The organism is Vibrio sp. V30_P3S12P165 (assembly GCF_009904905.1).
GTDB lineage: Bacteria > Pseudomonadota > Gammaproteobacteria > Enterobacterales > Vibrionaceae > Vibrio > Vibrio fujianensis.
The window spans coordinates 1-15849 of record NZ_WXWH01000017.1 but is presented as its reverse complement, the minus strand read 5'-3'; the positions used below and the strand labels follow the sequence as shown (position 1 = coordinate 15849).

Annotated in this window: 12 protein-coding genes, 1 tRNA gene and 3 rRNA genes; 6 read left to right on the top strand and 10 right to left on the bottom strand. The window is 42.5% G+C overall.

Annotation, left to right across the window (positions count from 1 at the left end; all coding sequences use genetic code 11):
* The first annotated feature begins 311 nt into the window (after nucleotides 1-311).
* Complete coding sequence (serA, locus tag CAG57_RS04040) at nucleotides 312-1541, top strand: phosphoglycerate dehydrogenase (RefSeq protein ID WP_161428474.1); 1230 nt, start codon at nucleotides 312-314, stop codon at nucleotides 1539-1541.
* Nucleotides 1542-1623: 82 nt separating this feature from the next.
* Here the strand turns inward: serA and ilvN are convergent, their stop codons facing one another.
* From ilvN to CAG57_RS04010, 6 genes are all read right to left on the bottom strand, one after another.
* Nucleotides 1624-2118, bottom strand: a complete 495-nt coding sequence (gene ilvN / locus CAG57_RS04035) for an acetolactate synthase small subunit (RefSeq protein ID WP_099610538.1) — start codon at nucleotides 2116-2118, stop codon at nucleotides 1624-1626.
* A 1-nt stretch (nucleotide 2119) separates the two neighbouring features.
* Entirely contained in the window at nucleotides 2120-3853 is a 1734-nt protein-coding gene (locus CAG57_RS04030) for an acetolactate synthase 3 large subunit (RefSeq protein ID WP_161428475.1), read from the bottom strand.
* A gap of 404 nt (nucleotides 3854-4257) precedes the next feature.
* Entirely contained in the window at nucleotides 4258-6063 is a 1806-nt protein-coding gene (locus tag CAG57_RS04025) for an AMP-dependent synthetase/ligase (RefSeq protein ID WP_161428476.1), read from the bottom strand.
* 179 nt (nucleotides 6064-6242) lie between these two features.
* Nucleotides 6243-7202, bottom strand: coding sequence for a transcriptional regulator LeuO (gene leuO, locus CAG57_RS04020; RefSeq protein ID WP_099610535.1), 960 nt, complete (start codon nucleotides 7200-7202; stop codon nucleotides 6243-6245).
* A gap of 340 nt (nucleotides 7203-7542) precedes the next feature.
* Nucleotides 7543-8598 (bottom strand): MJ1255/VC2487 family glycosyltransferase, encoded by a 1056-nt coding sequence (locus CAG57_RS04015; protein WP_099610534.1) that lies wholly within the window; start codon nucleotides 8596-8598, stop codon nucleotides 7543-7545.
* Nucleotides 8595-9128 carry a phosphatase PAP2 family protein gene (locus CAG57_RS04010; protein WP_161428492.1) on the bottom strand — a complete coding sequence of 178 codons (534 nt, stop codon included), beginning with the start codon at nucleotides 9126-9128 and terminating at the stop codon, nucleotides 8595-8597. Before CAG57_RS04010 ends, CAG57_RS04015 begins: the two co-directional genes overlap by 4 nt.
* A 393-nt stretch (nucleotides 9129-9521) precedes the next feature.
* Between CAG57_RS04010 and leuA the strand changes: the two genes are divergently transcribed.
* The 5 genes from leuA (at nucleotide 9522) to CAG57_RS03985 (ending at nucleotide 15197) form a co-directional block, all read left to right on the top strand.
* Nucleotides 9522-11072, top strand: a complete 1551-nt coding sequence (gene leuA, locus CAG57_RS04005; RefSeq protein WP_161428493.1) for a 2-isopropylmalate synthase — start codon at nucleotides 9522-9524, stop codon at nucleotides 11070-11072.
* Nucleotides 11073-11123: 51 nt separating this feature from the next.
* Nucleotides 11124-12215 carry a 3-isopropylmalate dehydrogenase gene (gene leuB / locus CAG57_RS04000; RefSeq protein ID WP_161428494.1) on the top strand — a complete coding sequence of 364 codons (1092 nt, stop codon included), beginning with the start codon at nucleotides 11124-11126 and terminating at the stop codon, nucleotides 12213-12215.
* Between the two features lie 57 nt (nucleotides 12216-12272).
* The gene (gene leuC / locus CAG57_RS03995) at nucleotides 12273-13676 is read left to right on the top strand and encodes a 3-isopropylmalate dehydratase large subunit (protein WP_161430613.1); all 1404 of its coding nucleotides are present in this window, start codon (nucleotides 12273-12275) and stop codon (nucleotides 13674-13676) included.
* A 15-nt stretch (nucleotides 13677-13691) separates the two neighbouring features.
* Nucleotides 13692-14294: a 3-isopropylmalate dehydratase small subunit gene (leuD, locus tag CAG57_RS03990; RefSeq protein ID WP_161427437.1), complete on the top strand. Its 603-nt coding sequence runs from the start codon at nucleotides 13692-13694 to the stop codon at nucleotides 14292-14294.
* Between the two features lie 114 nt (nucleotides 14295-14408).
* Nucleotides 14409-15197 (top strand): DUF547 domain-containing protein, encoded by a 789-nt coding sequence (locus CAG57_RS03985; protein ID WP_161430616.1) that lies wholly within the window; start codon nucleotides 14409-14411, stop codon nucleotides 15195-15197.
* Nucleotides 15198-15238: 41 nt separating this feature from the next.
* Here the strand turns inward: CAG57_RS03985 and rrf (CAG57_RS03980) are convergent.
* The 4 genes from rrf (CAG57_RS03980) to CAG57_RS03965 form a co-directional block, all read right to left on the bottom strand.
* A 5S ribosomal RNA gene (gene rrf / locus CAG57_RS03980) occupies nucleotides 15239-15354 on the bottom strand.
* Nucleotides 15355-15385: 31 nt separating this feature from the next.
* A tRNA-Thr gene (locus CAG57_RS03975) sits at nucleotides 15386-15461 on the bottom strand.
* Nucleotides 15462-15544: 83 nt separating this feature from the next.
* Nucleotides 15545-15660: ribosomal RNA gene (gene rrf, locus CAG57_RS03970) — 5S ribosomal RNA — on the bottom strand.
* Nucleotides 15661-15746: 86 nt separating this feature from the next.
* Nucleotides 15747-15849, bottom strand: a 23S ribosomal RNA gene (locus CAG57_RS03965); the annotation flags it as partial.

Sequence of the window (15849 nt, the reverse complement as noted above, 5' to 3'; positions counted from 1 at the left end):
CCGTGGAGCCGATGTAGTCATTACCGGAACAGCACAAGGTGCTAAAATCGAAGAATAAGATTGATAAAAACTACACTTTTTTGTTATTTGATTACAAACGGCACACTAAGTGCCGTTTTTTTCGGTTTTTCTATAAGAAAATTATTTCTTATTACGTAATTTCCTTACCCAAATGACAAAATATTTGTTAGTTTAATGGGGTGTAGCAACACAGGGAAAACGTTTGCGTTGAATAAAAAAAGTCAAATAATCTACGTTTTACTTGGCGTTTGCTTGATTAGCCCACCATCCCATATTTAAGGACGAGAATAATGGCCAAAGTTTCACTGGAAAAAGACAAAATCAAAATCCTACTCCTTGAAGGACTTCATCCATCATCAGTAGAAGTTTTGCAAGCTGCTGGCTATAGCAATATTGAATACCATAAAGGATCTTTGGAAGAATCAGAACTGATTGAAGCGATCCAAGATGTACATTTTATTGGCATTCGTTCGCGCACCAATTTGACAGAAAAAGTGATCAATGCGGCCAATAAATTGGTTGCGATTGGCTGCTTCTGTATTGGAACCAACCAAGTCAACCTTAATGCTGCCGCTAAACGAGGTATTCCGGTATTTAATGCTCCATTCTCCAATACCCGAAGTGTCGCGGAACTAGTATTAGGAGAAATTCTGCTCCTGCTACGTGGTATCCCTGAAAAAAATGCCCTGGCTCACCGCGGAATCTGGAAAAAAAGTGCCGATCATTCATACGAAGCTCGTGGCAAATGTTTAGGTATTGTCGGCTATGGGCATATTGGCACACAGCTCGGCATCATCGCAGAAAATTTAGGCATGCGAGTCTATTTTTATGACATAGAAAGTAAACTTTCTTTAGGAAATGCAACACAAGTTCATACCATGAGTGAATTGCTCAATAAGTGTGATGTTATTTCCCTTCATGTACCCGAAACACCTGAAACCAAAAACATGATGGGTAAAGACGAATTTGCTCGCATGAAGCCAGGTTCTATCTTTATTAACGCTGCTCGTGGAACGGTAGTTGATATTCCAGCCTTGTGTGATGCACTGGCATCTGGTCATATTGCTGGGGCCGCTATTGACGTATTTCCGACAGAACCAGGTTCAAATAAAGAAGCATTTGAGTCACCTTTGATTGAGTTTGATAATGTCCTGCTGACTCCTCATGTCGGAGGCTCAACCCAAGAAGCACAAGAAAACATTGGAATTGAAGTTGCAGGAAAACTGGCTAAATACTCCGATAATGGTTCAACGCTCTCTAGTGTTAACTTTCCTGAGGTATCTCTACCACAACATCGTGATTGTTCGCGCCTATTACATATTCATGAAAATCGCCCGGGTATTCTGACTCAGATCAACACCATTTTTGCACAAGACGGGATTAACGTTGCAGCACAATATTTGCAAACCAATGCAACCATTGGTTATGTGGTGATTGAAGTTGAAACGGCCCGCTCAGCAGAGGCCTTAGCTAAATTGAAGAGCATTGATGGTACGATTCGTGCCCGTATTTTGCACTGATCGTGTAACGGCAAGATAGACAATTAAAAAACCAGCCCAAATCGGCTGGTTTTTTATTGATATGCAATGGAGGCGGAAAAGACTAGCCTCGTAATGCTCGTTCTCCACGAGTCATCCCAACCACACCACTTCTGGCGACTTCAATCACATCTGTAACTTCGGCAATCGCGTCAATAAATGCATCTAATTTATCACTGGTTCCGGTTAACTGAACGGTATATTGCGCGGCAGTCACATCAACAATTTGCCCTCGGAATATGTCAGCCGTTCGTTTTACTTCTGCACGAGCAAACCCACTCGCCTTCACTTTTACCAGCATCAATTCACGCTCAATATGCTCAAACTCCGAAACTTCCTGTACTTTTAATACATCAATTAACTTATGCAGTTGCTTTTGAATCTGCTCGAGTTGCATTTCATCGGATGTCGTGGTGATCGTCAGGCGCGATAATGTTTCATCATCCGTTGGAGACACGTTGAGCGTTTCAATGTTATAACCACGCTGAGAGAACAATCCAACCACCCGTGATAACGCTCCCGGCTGGTTTTCTAGTAATAATGAAATAATGTATCTCATATTAAGTTCTCTCCGTTTTGCTTAACCACATTTTATCCATTCCTTCGCCTTTAATCTGCATCGGATAAACATGCTCGGTTTCATCAACATGAATATCCACAAACACCAAGCGATCTTTCATGTCTAACGCTCGCTGTAGCTGGGGTTCTAATTCACTTGGATTAGTAATTCGAACCCCTACATGACCATAAGCTTCGGCAATAGCAGCAAAATCAGGAACAGAACTCATATAAGAGTTAGAATAACGCCCCTGATAAATAATATCCTGCCATTGCTTTACCATACCTAAGAAGCGGTTATTTAAGTTAATGATCTTAACCGGAATGCCATATTGCAGAGCGGTTGAGAGTTCTTGGATATTCATTTGAATACTACCATCTCCTGTCACTACCACGACTTCCTCATCAGGTAAGGCAAATTTCACTCCCATGCCGGCAGGCAAACCAAAGCCCATGGTGCCAAGGCCTCCAGAGTTAATCCATTGGCGAGGTTTATCAAAAGGATAATAGAGCGCCGCAAACATTTGATGTTGCCCCACATCCGAGGCGATATACGCCTTGCCCTTGGTTAGCTTAAATAATGTTTCAATCACTTGCTGAGGCTTGATTCGATCGACAGATGGCTCATAACTTAAACATTGCCGATCACGCCAACTTTGAATATCAAGCCACCATTGATCTATCGCTTGACTATCGTTTCCTTCCGCTTGTTCTTCGAGCAATGTCAGCATGTTTGCTAAAACTTTATCCGCAGAACCCACGATAGGTAAATCAACTTTCACGTTCTTCGAGATCGAAGAAGGATCGATATCAATTTGCATGACTTTGGCATTCGGGCAATATTTTTCCAGATTATTCGTCGTTCGATCATCAAACCGTACGCCAATTCCAAAAATCAAATCAGCGTGATGCATCGCCATATTGGCTTCATACACACCATGCATACCAAGCATACCGAGGAAGTTTTTATGTGTCCCTGGGAAAGCTCCCAGCCCCATCAATGTACTCACAACGGGTAAGTTTAACGCTTGCGCAAGTTGACGAATTTGCTTATCTGCTTGTGAAATAATCGCGCCACCACCAATATATAGTACCGGTTTTTTTGCAGCTAATAGTGCTTTTAACCCTTTCTTAATTTGCCCTTTATGCCCAGACGTTGTCGGATTATACGAACGCATTTGTATGGTTTGTGGATACTGATACGGAAATTTGATCAGCGGATTCATTACATCTTTAGGAAGATCAATCACAACCGGGCCAGGGCGGCCCGTTGAGGCAATAAAAAAAGCTTTTTTAATCGTTTCAGGAATATCCTGCGCGTCTTTCACCAAAAAACTGTGTTTTACGATAGGGCGAGACACTCCCACAATATCGCACTCCTGAAAAGCATCATTACCGATTAAGTTGGTCGCAACGTTACCAGAAATCACAATCATAGGAATGGAGTCCATATAAGCGGTGGCAATACCAGTAACGGTATTCGTGGCTCCAGGTCCTGAGCAAACCAATACTACGCCCGGTTTCCCTGTCGCTCGAGCATAGCCATCTGCCATATGAGTTGCCGCTTGCTCATGACGAACAAGAACATGTTTAATCTTATCGGTTTTTTCGTGCAAAGCGTCGTAGATATCAAGTACCGAGCCGCCTGGATAACCAAAAATCTGTTCTACACCTTCTTCGATGAGAGATTGAACCACCATCTCTGCACCAGATAACATTGCAGTACTGGGTAACATTGTCATTTTTCTCCTTACCTTTTTCTCATCACAAGGTCCGTGAATGAGATAGGTTTTACATAGTTTAGGGCTTATTCGTAGCCTAATTCGAAAACACTCCGCTTTCGGCTATGTCCTGCACAGGTCATAACCTGTGCTAAGTAACATCACAACTTTACCCCTTTATTTTTATTCGGTCTAACCGCTCAATCGGCACATTTTTAGCAATATAGGGGAAAAAACCGATAATTAGGATTCAATGTGGGATAAACGTTTAAAACTAGAGATAAAAATGATTAACTTGTTAAAAAAAAGAGAAAAATTTTATAGCGGAACGCATCAAAAGGGAGGAAAAAGGCCGTTTAGGAGCAAAATCATCGACCTATCTAAAAAACAGCATAATAGGTCGATGGAATAAAACGTGGTTAATCTTTTGGCTTATCGTGATACATCTCTTCGATTTCCTGTTGATACCGATCATTAATCACTTTACGGCGCAGCTTTTGCGTCGGTGTAAGCTCGCCTTGATCCATAGAAAAGGCTTTTGGCAGCAATTTGAATTTCTTTACTTGTTCAAATTTTGCCAATCCTTGCTGCAGATCGTTCACGCGTTTTTCAAATAACTCAACAATTTGGCTGTGCTTAAGTAATTCTATCCGATCATGATATTTGATGTTCAACTCTTTAGCATATGATTCAAGCGTATCAAAACAAGGAACGATCAAGGCGGATACAAATTTACGAGTATCAGCAATGACCGCAATCTGCTCGATAAAGTGATCTTTACCAATCGCCCCTTCTACAACTTGCGGTGCTATATATTTTCCACCAGAGGTTTTCATTAACTCTTTAATACGATCGGTGATAAAAAGGTGACCATACTCATCAATATGACCAGCATCACCCGTTTTTAAAAAGCCTTGTTCATCAAAAGCTTGCTGGGTTTCTTCCGGCATTTTATAGTAGCCACGCATGACCATCGGCCCACGAACTAAAATTTCGTTGTTCTCGCCAATTTTAATTTCAACGCCCGGCATGGATAATCCAATCGAATCAGGATTAAACACATCGTCATCCCAACAGGAGATCGTCGCCGTGGTTTCTGTCATACCGTAGCCAAGCTTCACATTAATGCCAATAGCATGAAAAAAACGCCCGATCGTTTCATCTAATTTCGCCCCACCACAAGGCATAAAGTGAATTCGTCCACCGAGTAATTCGCGTAATTTCGATAGTACTAATGTATTCGCCCAGTCATAGCTATAGCGTAAGAAAACTGATGGCTGACGTTTTTCTTGTTTGCATAGCGCCATCTTCGCCCCCATGTTGACAGCCCAAGTAAATAAGGCTTTACGATGAAAGGGAGCTTTTGCTACTTTTTCATGTATAGCAGAGAAGATTTTTTCGTAAAAACGTGGTACTGCACACATGACTGTGGGGCGGATTTCAGACAATGCCTCACGAACCAGCCTTACGTCTTGCAAATAGCAGTTGGTCGCGCCTTTATAAAGAACATAACAAGTCCAAGCACGTTCAAAAACATGGGAAAGGGGCAAAAAACACAAAGATACGTCATCACTCGATAAGCTTAACCGCTGATCATGCCCTTCTAGCTGAGCTCCAATATTTCGATAATCAATCATGACACCTTTAGGTTGTCCAGTGGTGCCTGAGGTATAGATCAATGTGTAAAGATCATCGTAGGTTGCAGCCGCTAAACGCTCTGCTAACTCGACCTCTTGGACAGATGAACCCTGAGCGATAAAATCATCCCAAGAAAAAGCATGCACAAATCCTTTTAGATCGACTTGTTCATTCATAGCAACAATCAGCTGCAATTGTTCACATTGTTCAAAAATCGATAGGGCGGCATCATATTGTGCTTGATCTCCTACGAAGAGGATTTTCACATCAGCATTTTGTAGGACATAAGCCGACTGCTCAGGTGTATTGGTAGGATAAATGGGTACCGTCACCAGCCTTGCTTGCAGGGCAGCAAAATCAGCAATAGTCCATTTCGGCATATTAGGAGCATAAATACCTATTTTATCTTGCACACTTAAGCCAAAAGATAATAAAGCTAAAGAGACCTGATCAATTTGCTGGCCAAATTCCTTCCAGCTAATCCCTTGCCACTCTTTACCGACTTTATGCCGTAACGCGATACGATTTCCGCCAAGAGAAACTTGTTCTTTAATGCATTTAACAATATGAAAATCTAAATTGGCCATTTCTCTTACCTTTAGCTTACACCCGTAAGCTCTATTTTGAGCGCACAAGTGTACATTCAACCAGTAAAAAGACAACTGACCCGTATCAAAATTTTACAAAATATCAAGGCAACTAAAATAAAAAAACCTCAGGTCAGAACTTTCGCCCACCTAAGGTTAAAATAAAACAACAATTAGCATTACTTCCGTGCAACAACTTCGCCACAGATCACCATAAGTTGATCTCGTAGCCAAATGTGCCCTTTATCTTTCTCACTCGACTCATGCCAACTTAAATAACCGCTGATACTAGCATTGTCAAATGGGAAAGCCAGTATTTGTAACTGCGATTTATTCGCTGCGTGCTCCACCATCCAACGAGGGGCGATTGTCACCAATTCCGATTGCCCTACCACATAAAGCACATTACTCAGGCTGGTTCCTTCATAACTCGGGTGACAATCGAGATCTCGATAGGCCTGTTCAGAAAAACTGCGTTGCCCATGTACTTTAGAAAGCTTGGCATGTTGCTCCATGGCTAAACCTTCTCGAGTCACACTACCTTGGATCCGTGGGTGAGATTTTGCAGTCACAACAACAAGTTCGTCTTGAAATATTTCTGTACTAGAAAAGCCTTGTGCGTCAAAACAAGCATAATCAATCACGAAATCAATTTCTTGATAACGCATCCGTTCTGCTAGTTTTCGATCAAACTCAGCATCTAAATGTAACTGAACATGAGGGGCTTGTTGATGGATACTCGTCATAATTTTTGGTGCAAAGCGGATATCACAAGGGCTGCAAATAGCCAATTTAAACAAACGCGTTGAGGTTTCTGGAGCAAACACAGAGCTCGGTAGTTCATTACGAATTAATTGCAGTGCTTGACGAATCGGGCCAAACAGTTGTCGTGCACGCTGAGTCGGCTGAATACCACGTCCTTGGCGCATGAATAACTCATCATTAAACATAACTTTGAGTCGGGCGACTGCATTACTGACCGCAGGTTGTGACATACCCAAATTATGAGCTGCACGTGTAATATTTTGCTCTTGCATTACCGCATCAAAAACCGTGAGCAGATTTAAATCCACACTACGTAACGTGCTTTCCATACGATAGCTAGCAATCGCGCTTACGGGATCTTTTTTATTAAGCATGAAGTACGCCTCTTGTTATTATTCAATTCGTCACAGGTGACCAATTCAAATCAGATTGGCGAATAGAAAATTAGATTATTGGGTGTCCAGATAACTTCTGGTTGAGTTGTACTATCAACCATTCATTTGTTGAATAGCAACACGATTGATAAAAAGTCAGTAAATTTTACCCGATTAGAAAAAAAGTCAATATTTTTCAAAACATTAACTTTTCATAAAAAAAGATAAAAATATTTTAGTGATGGTTTTTTACAAAGCATTGATGAGACAAATAAATATAAGGATGGAAAATTTTAACATTCACCATAAAGATAAGATAAGATAAGAAAGATCATATAACTCATAGCGAATTAATCGCAGCATAGTCAGGAAAATCGACCTGTTTCCATAGCGTATCACATAACGCTGAGTGATCGTTCCATGCGCCATTTATCACCCAATCGGCCACCGCATTAGCAACATCCGGATAATTGACCCGTTCAGCTTGCTTCTCATTCAGCCACCGGCCAATAACAGAAGCATCTAAAAAATCCATCGTACTCGCTAAGCCTAGTAGATCCAATGTTGCCACATTACTTTGCTGTTCAAACTGACCGGAAAGCGGCTTTAATAGTAGTTTTTTACCCAGAGATAACGCTTCAGAAGGTAACTCAAATCCACCATTGGCAATAACGCCATTACAACGGTGTAAATGCTCATGAAAAGCACGATGACATAAAGGTTTTAATTCAATATTTTCCACAATAGCGTGATCCAAGACGGTTGGATGGTAACAAATAAACCGATGATGAGAAAAACGGCTCAATAATTCACACACTTGATGTATTTCCTCAAAAGGTAAATACACTAAAATAAAGTGCTCATTGCCGCCACCTGATGATAAGTGGGTATTTACAATCGGAGGAAGAATCGCTTGATTAAAGTGATACCAATGAAGAGCTAAATGGTGATCAGCCGGAGCAAAATACTGCAAAATTATATGATCAAGCCAAGTTATGCCTTTAAGTGGAACCGAATAACGAAAAGCATTTTGATGACTCAAACTAATACAAGGAACCGCTTGACGCTTTGCTGCCCATGCACTGACGGGTTCAAAATCATTAATGACTAAATCATAACCATCCAGATCTAACTGATCCACTTCCTGTAAAAAAGCCCACAGATTGGTTCGCATCGCAGTTTTTAAGTAGCTGACTTTCCCTCGTACCGTGATAAAACTCAGCCCTCGCCGAGTATAAAAATCACCAAAACATTCCATGGAAAAATAATCCGCTTTTTCTCTTCCTGAAAATAAGAAATCAATCGATACTTTGTGTTTTGTAAAAGCTTGACTCATCGCTCTCGCTCGACTGATATGGCCATTTCCAGTCCCTTGCACACCGTATAAAATTCTCACATCCAGCCCTCCATAAGCGAAAGTGATAGCATGGCGCAGCTGGTGCCAAGCATCGCACCAATGATAACGTCAGTGAGAAAATGTACGCCTAATAAGATACGAGCAGAGCCAATCACGCCTGCCCATAATAAAGCACCCAAAAACAACGAAGGATAAAAATGACCAATTAAGATCGCCATAAGAAAAGCCGCGGCGGTATGCCCTGACGGTAAACTATACCGATCGGAAGGGGTGATAAAAGCCGTTAATAATGGTGAGAATTCTTCCGGTCGACGGCGTTGGACACTATTTTTAAGTGCCCAATACACAGGTAATTCTATGGCAAATGCAATAAGCCCAGTCGTTAAAAAATTCATCCCATTTGAGCCATCCGTTGTCCAAGCGAGCAACCCAAAAATAAGGTATAGATGCCCATCTCCGGTATGAGAGATCGCTTTGCTAAATCGAGCCACCGGCTGATTAAACTTGTGATGTAGACAAAAAATAGAAAAGGCCAAATCTAATTTAGCAATCGGTTCGAGGGTACGCATGCCTCACCTCCTTGATTGAGTTCTCCCCTTTCAACATAGGTAAGAGAGATGACAGAACCGTGACTGTTTTTTGGTGAATCGATGAATTTACTTCATTTATAGTCGATATATATTTCTGAGAAAATGATTCGATATGAATAAAAAATCAACTTAATGGTTGACGTGTCAGGTTGAGTGCGGTACTAATTTGTTAACTTAATTGTGTGGAATGTTACTGATGACATCACGTTTTTCTCTCCTGCTGGGCCTACTCCTTATCGTGAACCATTCGCGCGGGTAGATTGTGGAAGAAAAATAGCACACAAGATTACATAAAACCCGCATCGAGATGCGGGTTTTTTTATAAGTATATTCAGGAAGTAAACGATTAACTGTCGAGATCAGGGAGCCTATATGAGCGATCAAGTTATTATATTCGATACCACATTACGTGATGGTGAACAGGCATTGTCTGCCAGCCTTACAGTAAGAGAAAAACTACAAATCGCCTATGCTCTTGAACGACTAGGAATCGATGTCATTGAGGCCGGTTTTCCTGTTTCCTCTCCCGGGGATTTTGAATCCGTTCAAACGATCGCCAAACATATTAAAAACAGCCGAATTTGTGCCCTTTCTCGAGCCGTTGAGAAAGATATTGATGCCGCTGCACAAGCATTAAAAGTGGCTGAGGCTTTTCGGATTCACACCTTTATCTCAACCTCTACCATCCACGTGCAAGACAAGCTACGTCGCAGCTATGACGATGTTGTAGAGATGGCCGTTCACGCGGTTAAGCATGCTCGTCACTATACTGATGATGTTGAGTTTTCTTGTGAAGATGCAGGAAGAACCCCGATTGATAATCTATGTCGAATGGTGGAAGCGGCCATTAATGCCGGTGCATCAACCATCAATATTCCTGATACCGTAGGGTATACCGTTCCAAGTGAATTTGGTGGCATTATCCAAACCCTGTTTAACCGCGTACCTAACATTGATAAAGCGGTGATTTCTGTTCACTGTCACGATGATTTAGGCATGTCTGTGGCTAACTCTATTGCCGCCGTTCAAGCTGGAGCCCGCCAAATTGAAGGTACGATTAATGGTATTGGTGAGCGTGCGGGCAACTGTGCTCTAGAAGAAGTAGCCATGATCTTAAAAACTCGCCAAGATCTTTTGCAGGTTCGCACCAACATTCGACACCAAGAGATTAGTCGAACCAGTAAATTGGTCAGTCAGCTATGCAATATGCCAATACAAAGTAACAAAGCCATTGTTGGAGCAAATGCTTTTAGCCATTCTTCGGGCATTCACCAAGATGGGGTATTAAAAAATAAGAACACCTATGAAATCATCACACCTGAATCGATCGGGCTAAAAAATCAGGTGCTGAACTTAACCAGCCGCAGTGGTCGCGCGGCCGTTAAAAGCCATATGGATTCAATGGGTTATAAAGAAAGCGAATACAACCTAGATGCATTATATGAAGACTTCTTAAAACTGGCGGATCGTAAAGGCCAAGTGTTCGATTATGATCTAGAAGCGCTAATGCACTTCTCAAATCTGCGCGAAGAGGATGATTTTTATAAGTTAAACTACCTCAGCGTACAATCAGGTAGTGTCATGGCCACTACAACGATTAAACTGCAATGCGGTAGTGAAGAGAAATGTGAAGCAGCGGTCGGGAATGGCCCTGTCGATGCTCTCTACCAATGTATTTATCGTGTTACTGGTTATGAAATCGTCTTAGATAAGTTCGACCTCACTGCAAAAGGGGAAGGTGAAGATGGATTAGGCCAAGCCGATATTATCGCAAATTACAAAGGCCGAAAATATCATGGTACGGGTGTTTCGACTGATATTGTTGAGGCATCAGGACAAGCCTTGCTTCATGTCATCAATAGCATTCATCGAGCGGATCAAATTGCCGAGATAAAGCAGAATAAAAAAATCGCTACCGTATAAAATTTAGCGCTAGCAAACACAATTGAAATAAGAAATTAGAGAAGGACGACTATGACAAGTAAAAATTACCGGATCGCCGTTTTACCCGGTGATGGCATTGGCCCAGAAGTCATGCAGCAAGCTCATAAAGTGCTGGATGCGATTGAACAGAAATATGCATTAACCTTTACACGTGAAGAACATGATGTCGGCGGTATCGCCATTGATAATCATGGATGTCCACTACCAGAGAGCACCCTCAAAGCGTGTGAAGAAGCCGATGCGGTTTTATTTGGTTCTGTCGGTGGACCAAAATGGGAACATTTACCACCGAATGATCAACCTGAGCGTGGCGCTCTGCTGCCATTACGTAAACATTTCCAACTATTTTGTAATTTGCGCCCTGCAAAAATTCATCGTGGATTAGAAGCTTTTTCACCACTACGTGCCGATATTTCCGCTCAAGGTTTTGATATTGTCGTTGTACGCGAATTAACTGGGGGAATTTATTTCGGCCAACCCAAAGGGCGCGAAGGAGAAGGGGCGAATGAAAAAGCCTTTGATACTGAAGTGTATCACCGCTTTGAAATCGAACGAATCGCTCGTATCGCCTTTGAATCAGCTCGCTTACGTCGCCAAAAAGTCTGCTCTATCGATAAAGCTAACGTATTGCAAAGTTCGATTTTATGGCGCGAGGTCGTAACAGAAATAAGCAAGGAATATCCAGATATCGAGCTATCACATATGTATATCGATAATGCAACGATGCAATTAATCAAAGATCCAGCTCAATTTGATGTCATGCTTTGTTCCAATATCTTCGGTGATATTCTCTCCGATGAATGCGCGATGATCACCGGTTCAATGGGCATGTTACCTTCTGCTAGCATCAACGAAAGCAAATTTGGATTATATGAACCAGCAGGTGGCAGTGCCCCCGACATAGCAGGAAAAAACATCGCCAATCCTATCGCACAAATTCTCTCGGCAGCGCTTATGCTCCGTTATAGTTTAGGCGAAGAGCAAGCTGCACAATCAATTGAAGCAGCGGTTAGCCAAGCGCTTGCAGAAGGACAACTAACTGGCGATCTTGCTAGCGGAAAACCCGCTCTATCAACGTCAGAAATGGGCGATGTTATCGCACAATATATTCTAAACGCATAGTATTCAAAGTCGGCAATGATCGGCTCTCATTGGCTCAAAGAGCTCAAGGAAGAAGCAATGTCAAAAGCAAAAACCTTATACGAAAAAATTTATGATGCCCATGTGGTGGTTGCCGCTGCGGGAGAAACGCCGATTTTGTACATCGACCGCCATCTAGTCCATGAAGTGACCTCTCCACAAGCCTTTGATGGGCTACGTGAAAAAGGACGTTCGGTACGTCAAGTCAGCAAAACCTTCGCCACCATGGATCACAACGTCTCTACCACCACCAAAGACATTAATGCGTCGGGGGAAATGGCGCGGATTCAAATGCAAACCCTTGCCAAAAACTGCGCAGAATTTGGGGTGACCTTATATGATATTAACCATAAATATCAAGGTATTGTGCATGTCATGGGGCCAGAACTTGGCATCACACTACCAGGCATGACGATTGTTTGCGGTGATTCACACACCGCAACACATGGTGCGTTTGGCTCACTCGCATTTGGTATCGGCACTTCAGAGGTCGAGCATGTCCTCGCGACCCAGACTTTAAAACAAGGCCGTGCCAAAACGATGAAAATCGAAGTGCGGGGTAAAGTGGCTCCCGGCATCACGGCTAAAGATATTGTGCTAGCCATCATTGGCAAAACTACCGCTGCGGGTGGCACTGGTTATGTGGTTGAGTTCTGTGGGCAAGCCATTCAAGACCTTTCCATGGAAGGTCGAATGACTGTCTGCAATATGGCGATTGAACTCGGCGCAAAAGCTGGCTTAATTGCCCCTGATGAAACGACCTTTAATTACATTAAAGGTCGCAAGTTTGCGCCACAAGGTCGTGATTGGGATGACGCTATAAAATACTGGCAAACACTAAAAACCGATCCAGATGCGCAATTTGATGCGGAAGTGATCCTTGATGCCAGTGAAATCAAACCACAAGTTACTTGGGGAACCAACCCCGGACAAGTGATTGCTATCGATCAACCGATTCCATCACCAAACGACTTTACCGATCCCGTTGAGCGTAACTCCGCAGAAAAAGCATTAGCTTATATGGGGTTAGACGCTGGGAAAATGCTCTCTGATTACAAGGTGGATAAAGTGTTCGTTGGTTCGTGTACCAATTCGCGTATTGAAGATATACGTGCCGCAGCGTTAGTCGCACAAGGTAAAAAAGTGGCTTCCCATGTTCAAGCCTTAATTGTGCCGGGTTCCGAGCAAGTCAAAGCACAAGCGGAAGCAGAAGGCTTAGATAAGATTTTTATTGAAGCTGGATTTGAATGGCGATTACCCGGTTGTTCAATGTGTTTAGCCATGAATAACGATCGCTTAGCACCGGGAGAACGCTGCGCTTCAACTTCAAACCGTAACTTTGAAGGGCGTCAAGGCCGTGATGGCCGAACTCATTTAGTCAGCCCTGCGATGGCCGCCGCCGCCGCCATTAGTGGGCACTTTGTCGATATTCGTCAACTTTAATTCAAGGAGAACACCATGTCAGGATTTCAGCAACATACCGGATTAGCCGTTCCTCTTGATGCCGCCAACGTGGATACCGATGCGATTATCCCAAAACAGTTTTTACAAAAGGTCAATCGCACTGGGTTTGGTAAGCACCTGTTTCATGACTGGCGTTTTTTAGACGATGCAGGTGAAAAAACTAACCCGAAATTTGTCATGAATCAGCCTCGCTATCAAGGAGCGAGTATCTTGCTTGCCCGTGAAAACTTTGGTTGTGGCTCGTCTCGAGAGCACGCGCCATGGGCATTGGCCGATTACGGTATCAAAGTGATCATCGCCCCAAGTTTTGCCGACATTTTTTATGGCAACTCGATTAATAATCAGATGATTCCGGTACAACTGACTGATCAAGAAGTCGATGAGCTGTTTAGCTATGTTCAGCATACCGAAGGAGCAACCATTAATGTTGACCTACAAAGCCTAACTATTTCGGCTAACGGCAAAACCTACCATTTTAAAATTGACGATTTTCGACGTCACTGTTTGTTAAATGGTTTAGACAATATAGGCCTCACCCTACAACATGAGACAAAAATCGCTGAATATGAAGCGAAAATACCACGTTTTTTAGCTTAGATAACTCAACGACTATTAGAAAAAGGGCTGCCTAGGCAGCCCTTACTTTTTAATCTTCTCATTTGAACTACACTGTCTGCTGGCTGCATTCTGCTTTTTTTCATTAAGGAATCTATGAAATACTTACTGTCGCTTTTAACCTTATGCTGGTCATTATCGATCACCGCCGCACCTAAATCTGAATTGTGGAATTACTGGGATCAACATGACCAATCAAATCCACAAGAGGTCTCTCATCAAACTTGGCAACAACTGCTCGATAGCTACCTATCTCAACAAGGCATGCATACCGTTTTCGATTATGCCAATCTACAAGCCTCGGACCGAGAAAAATTACAAGCTTATATTGACACCCTGACAAGGCTAGATCCGAGAACGCTAAATAAGCAACAGCAGTACGCTTACTGGATCAACTTATATAACGCACTCACTGTCAAAGTAGTCATTGACCATTATCCTGTATCATCGATTACCAAGATCGGTGGCTGGTTTCGCTTTGGTCCTTGGGATCTACCATTAATAGAAATCGCTAATCAAAAGCTGACTCTTAATGATATTGAGCATCGAATTTTGCGGCCTATCTGGCAAGACGCAAGAATTCATTATGTGGTCAATTGTGCCAGCCTTGGTTGTCCCAATCTCCAACCTGAAGCATTTACTGCAGATAATACTGAGCGTTTACTGGAACAGGCTGCTTATGAATTCATTAACAGCGATAAAGGCGTTAAGAGTAATCATCGACATTTGATTCTATCTTCTATTTATCAATGGTATGCTGAGGATTTTGGTTCACAAGATGAATTATTGGATCACCTTATTCGCTATCGTCCAAAGCTAGCTAATGATAAAAGAATAAAGCGAAGTTTTCGCTATGAATACGATTGGCAATTAAATCGTAAATAGCAAAAATCCTCTGTATTACTACAGAGGATTTTCAAATGAGTACCTGGCGATGTTCTACTCTCACATGGGGAGACCCCACACTACCATCGACGCTGTTTCGTTTCACTTCTGAGTTCGGCATGGAATCAGGTGGGTCCAAAACGCTATGGTCGCCAAGTGAATTTTTATAGCTGAAACTATTGAATCACTGGTGCTGATACCCAGAATCGAACTGGGGACCTCATCCTTACCAAGGATGCGCTCTACCGCCTGAGCTATATCAGCAGATCTATTTTTAAACTGCTAGTTCGCTTATTATCAGCGCTAGAGTCACTTCTCAACATTATGGTTAAGAAGTTTAAATTGGTGCCTGGCGATGTTCTACTCTCACATGGGGAGACCCCACACTACCATCGACGCTGTTTCGTTTCACTGCTGAGTTCGGCATGGGATCAGGTGGGTCCAAAACGCTATGGTCGCCAAGCAAATTTGGTTAATTCGGAAAGCTGTTTTCATTCTCTACACATTCAATGCGCTCAATTGAGCCCATCAAAACCCCTTCGGTGTTGTATGGTTAAGCCTCACGGGCTATTAGTACAGGTTAGCTCAACGCCTCACAACGCTTACACACCCTGCCTATCAACGTTCTAGTCTCGAACAACCCTTTAGGACA

Excerpts from the sequence above, each read along its gene's own strand:
- CAG57_RS04025 (WP_161428476.1), bottom strand. The coding sequence starts at position 6,063 with ATGGCCAATTTAGATTTTCATATTGTTAAATGCATTAAAGAACAAGTT.
- CAG57_RS03985 (WP_161430616.1), top strand. The coding sequence starts at position 14,409 with ATGAAATACTTACTGTCGCTTTTAACCTTATGCTGGTCATTATCGATC.
- leuC (WP_161430613.1), top strand. The coding sequence starts at position 12,273 with ATGTCAAAAGCAAAAACCTTATACGAAAAAATTTATGATGCCCATGTG.
- leuD (WP_161427437.1), top strand. The coding sequence starts at position 13,692 with ATGTCAGGATTTCAGCAACATACCGGATTAGCCGTTCCTCTTGATGCC.
- serA (WP_161428474.1), top strand. The coding sequence starts at position 312 with ATGGCCAAAGTTTCACTGGAAAAAGACAAAATCAAAATCCTACTCCTT.
- leuA (WP_161428493.1), top strand. The coding sequence starts at position 9,522 with ATGAGCGATCAAGTTATTATATTCGATACCACATTACGTGATGGTGAA.
- ilvN (WP_099610538.1), bottom strand. The coding sequence starts at position 2,118 with ATGAGATACATTATTTCATTATTACTAGAAAACCAGCCGGGAGCGTTA.
- leuO (WP_099610535.1), bottom strand. The coding sequence starts at position 7,202 with ATGCTTAATAAAAAAGATCCCGTAAGCGCGATTGCTAGCTATCGTATG.
- CAG57_RS04010 (WP_161428492.1), bottom strand. The coding sequence starts at position 9,128 with ATGCGTACCCTCGAACCGATTGCTAAATTAGATTTGGCCTTTTCTATT.
- leuB (WP_161428494.1), top strand. The coding sequence starts at position 11,124 with ATGACAAGTAAAAATTACCGGATCGCCGTTTTACCCGGTGATGGCATT.
- CAG57_RS04030 (WP_161428475.1), bottom strand. The coding sequence starts at position 3,853 with ATGTTACCCAGTACTGCAATGTTATCTGGTGCAGAGATGGTGGTTCAA.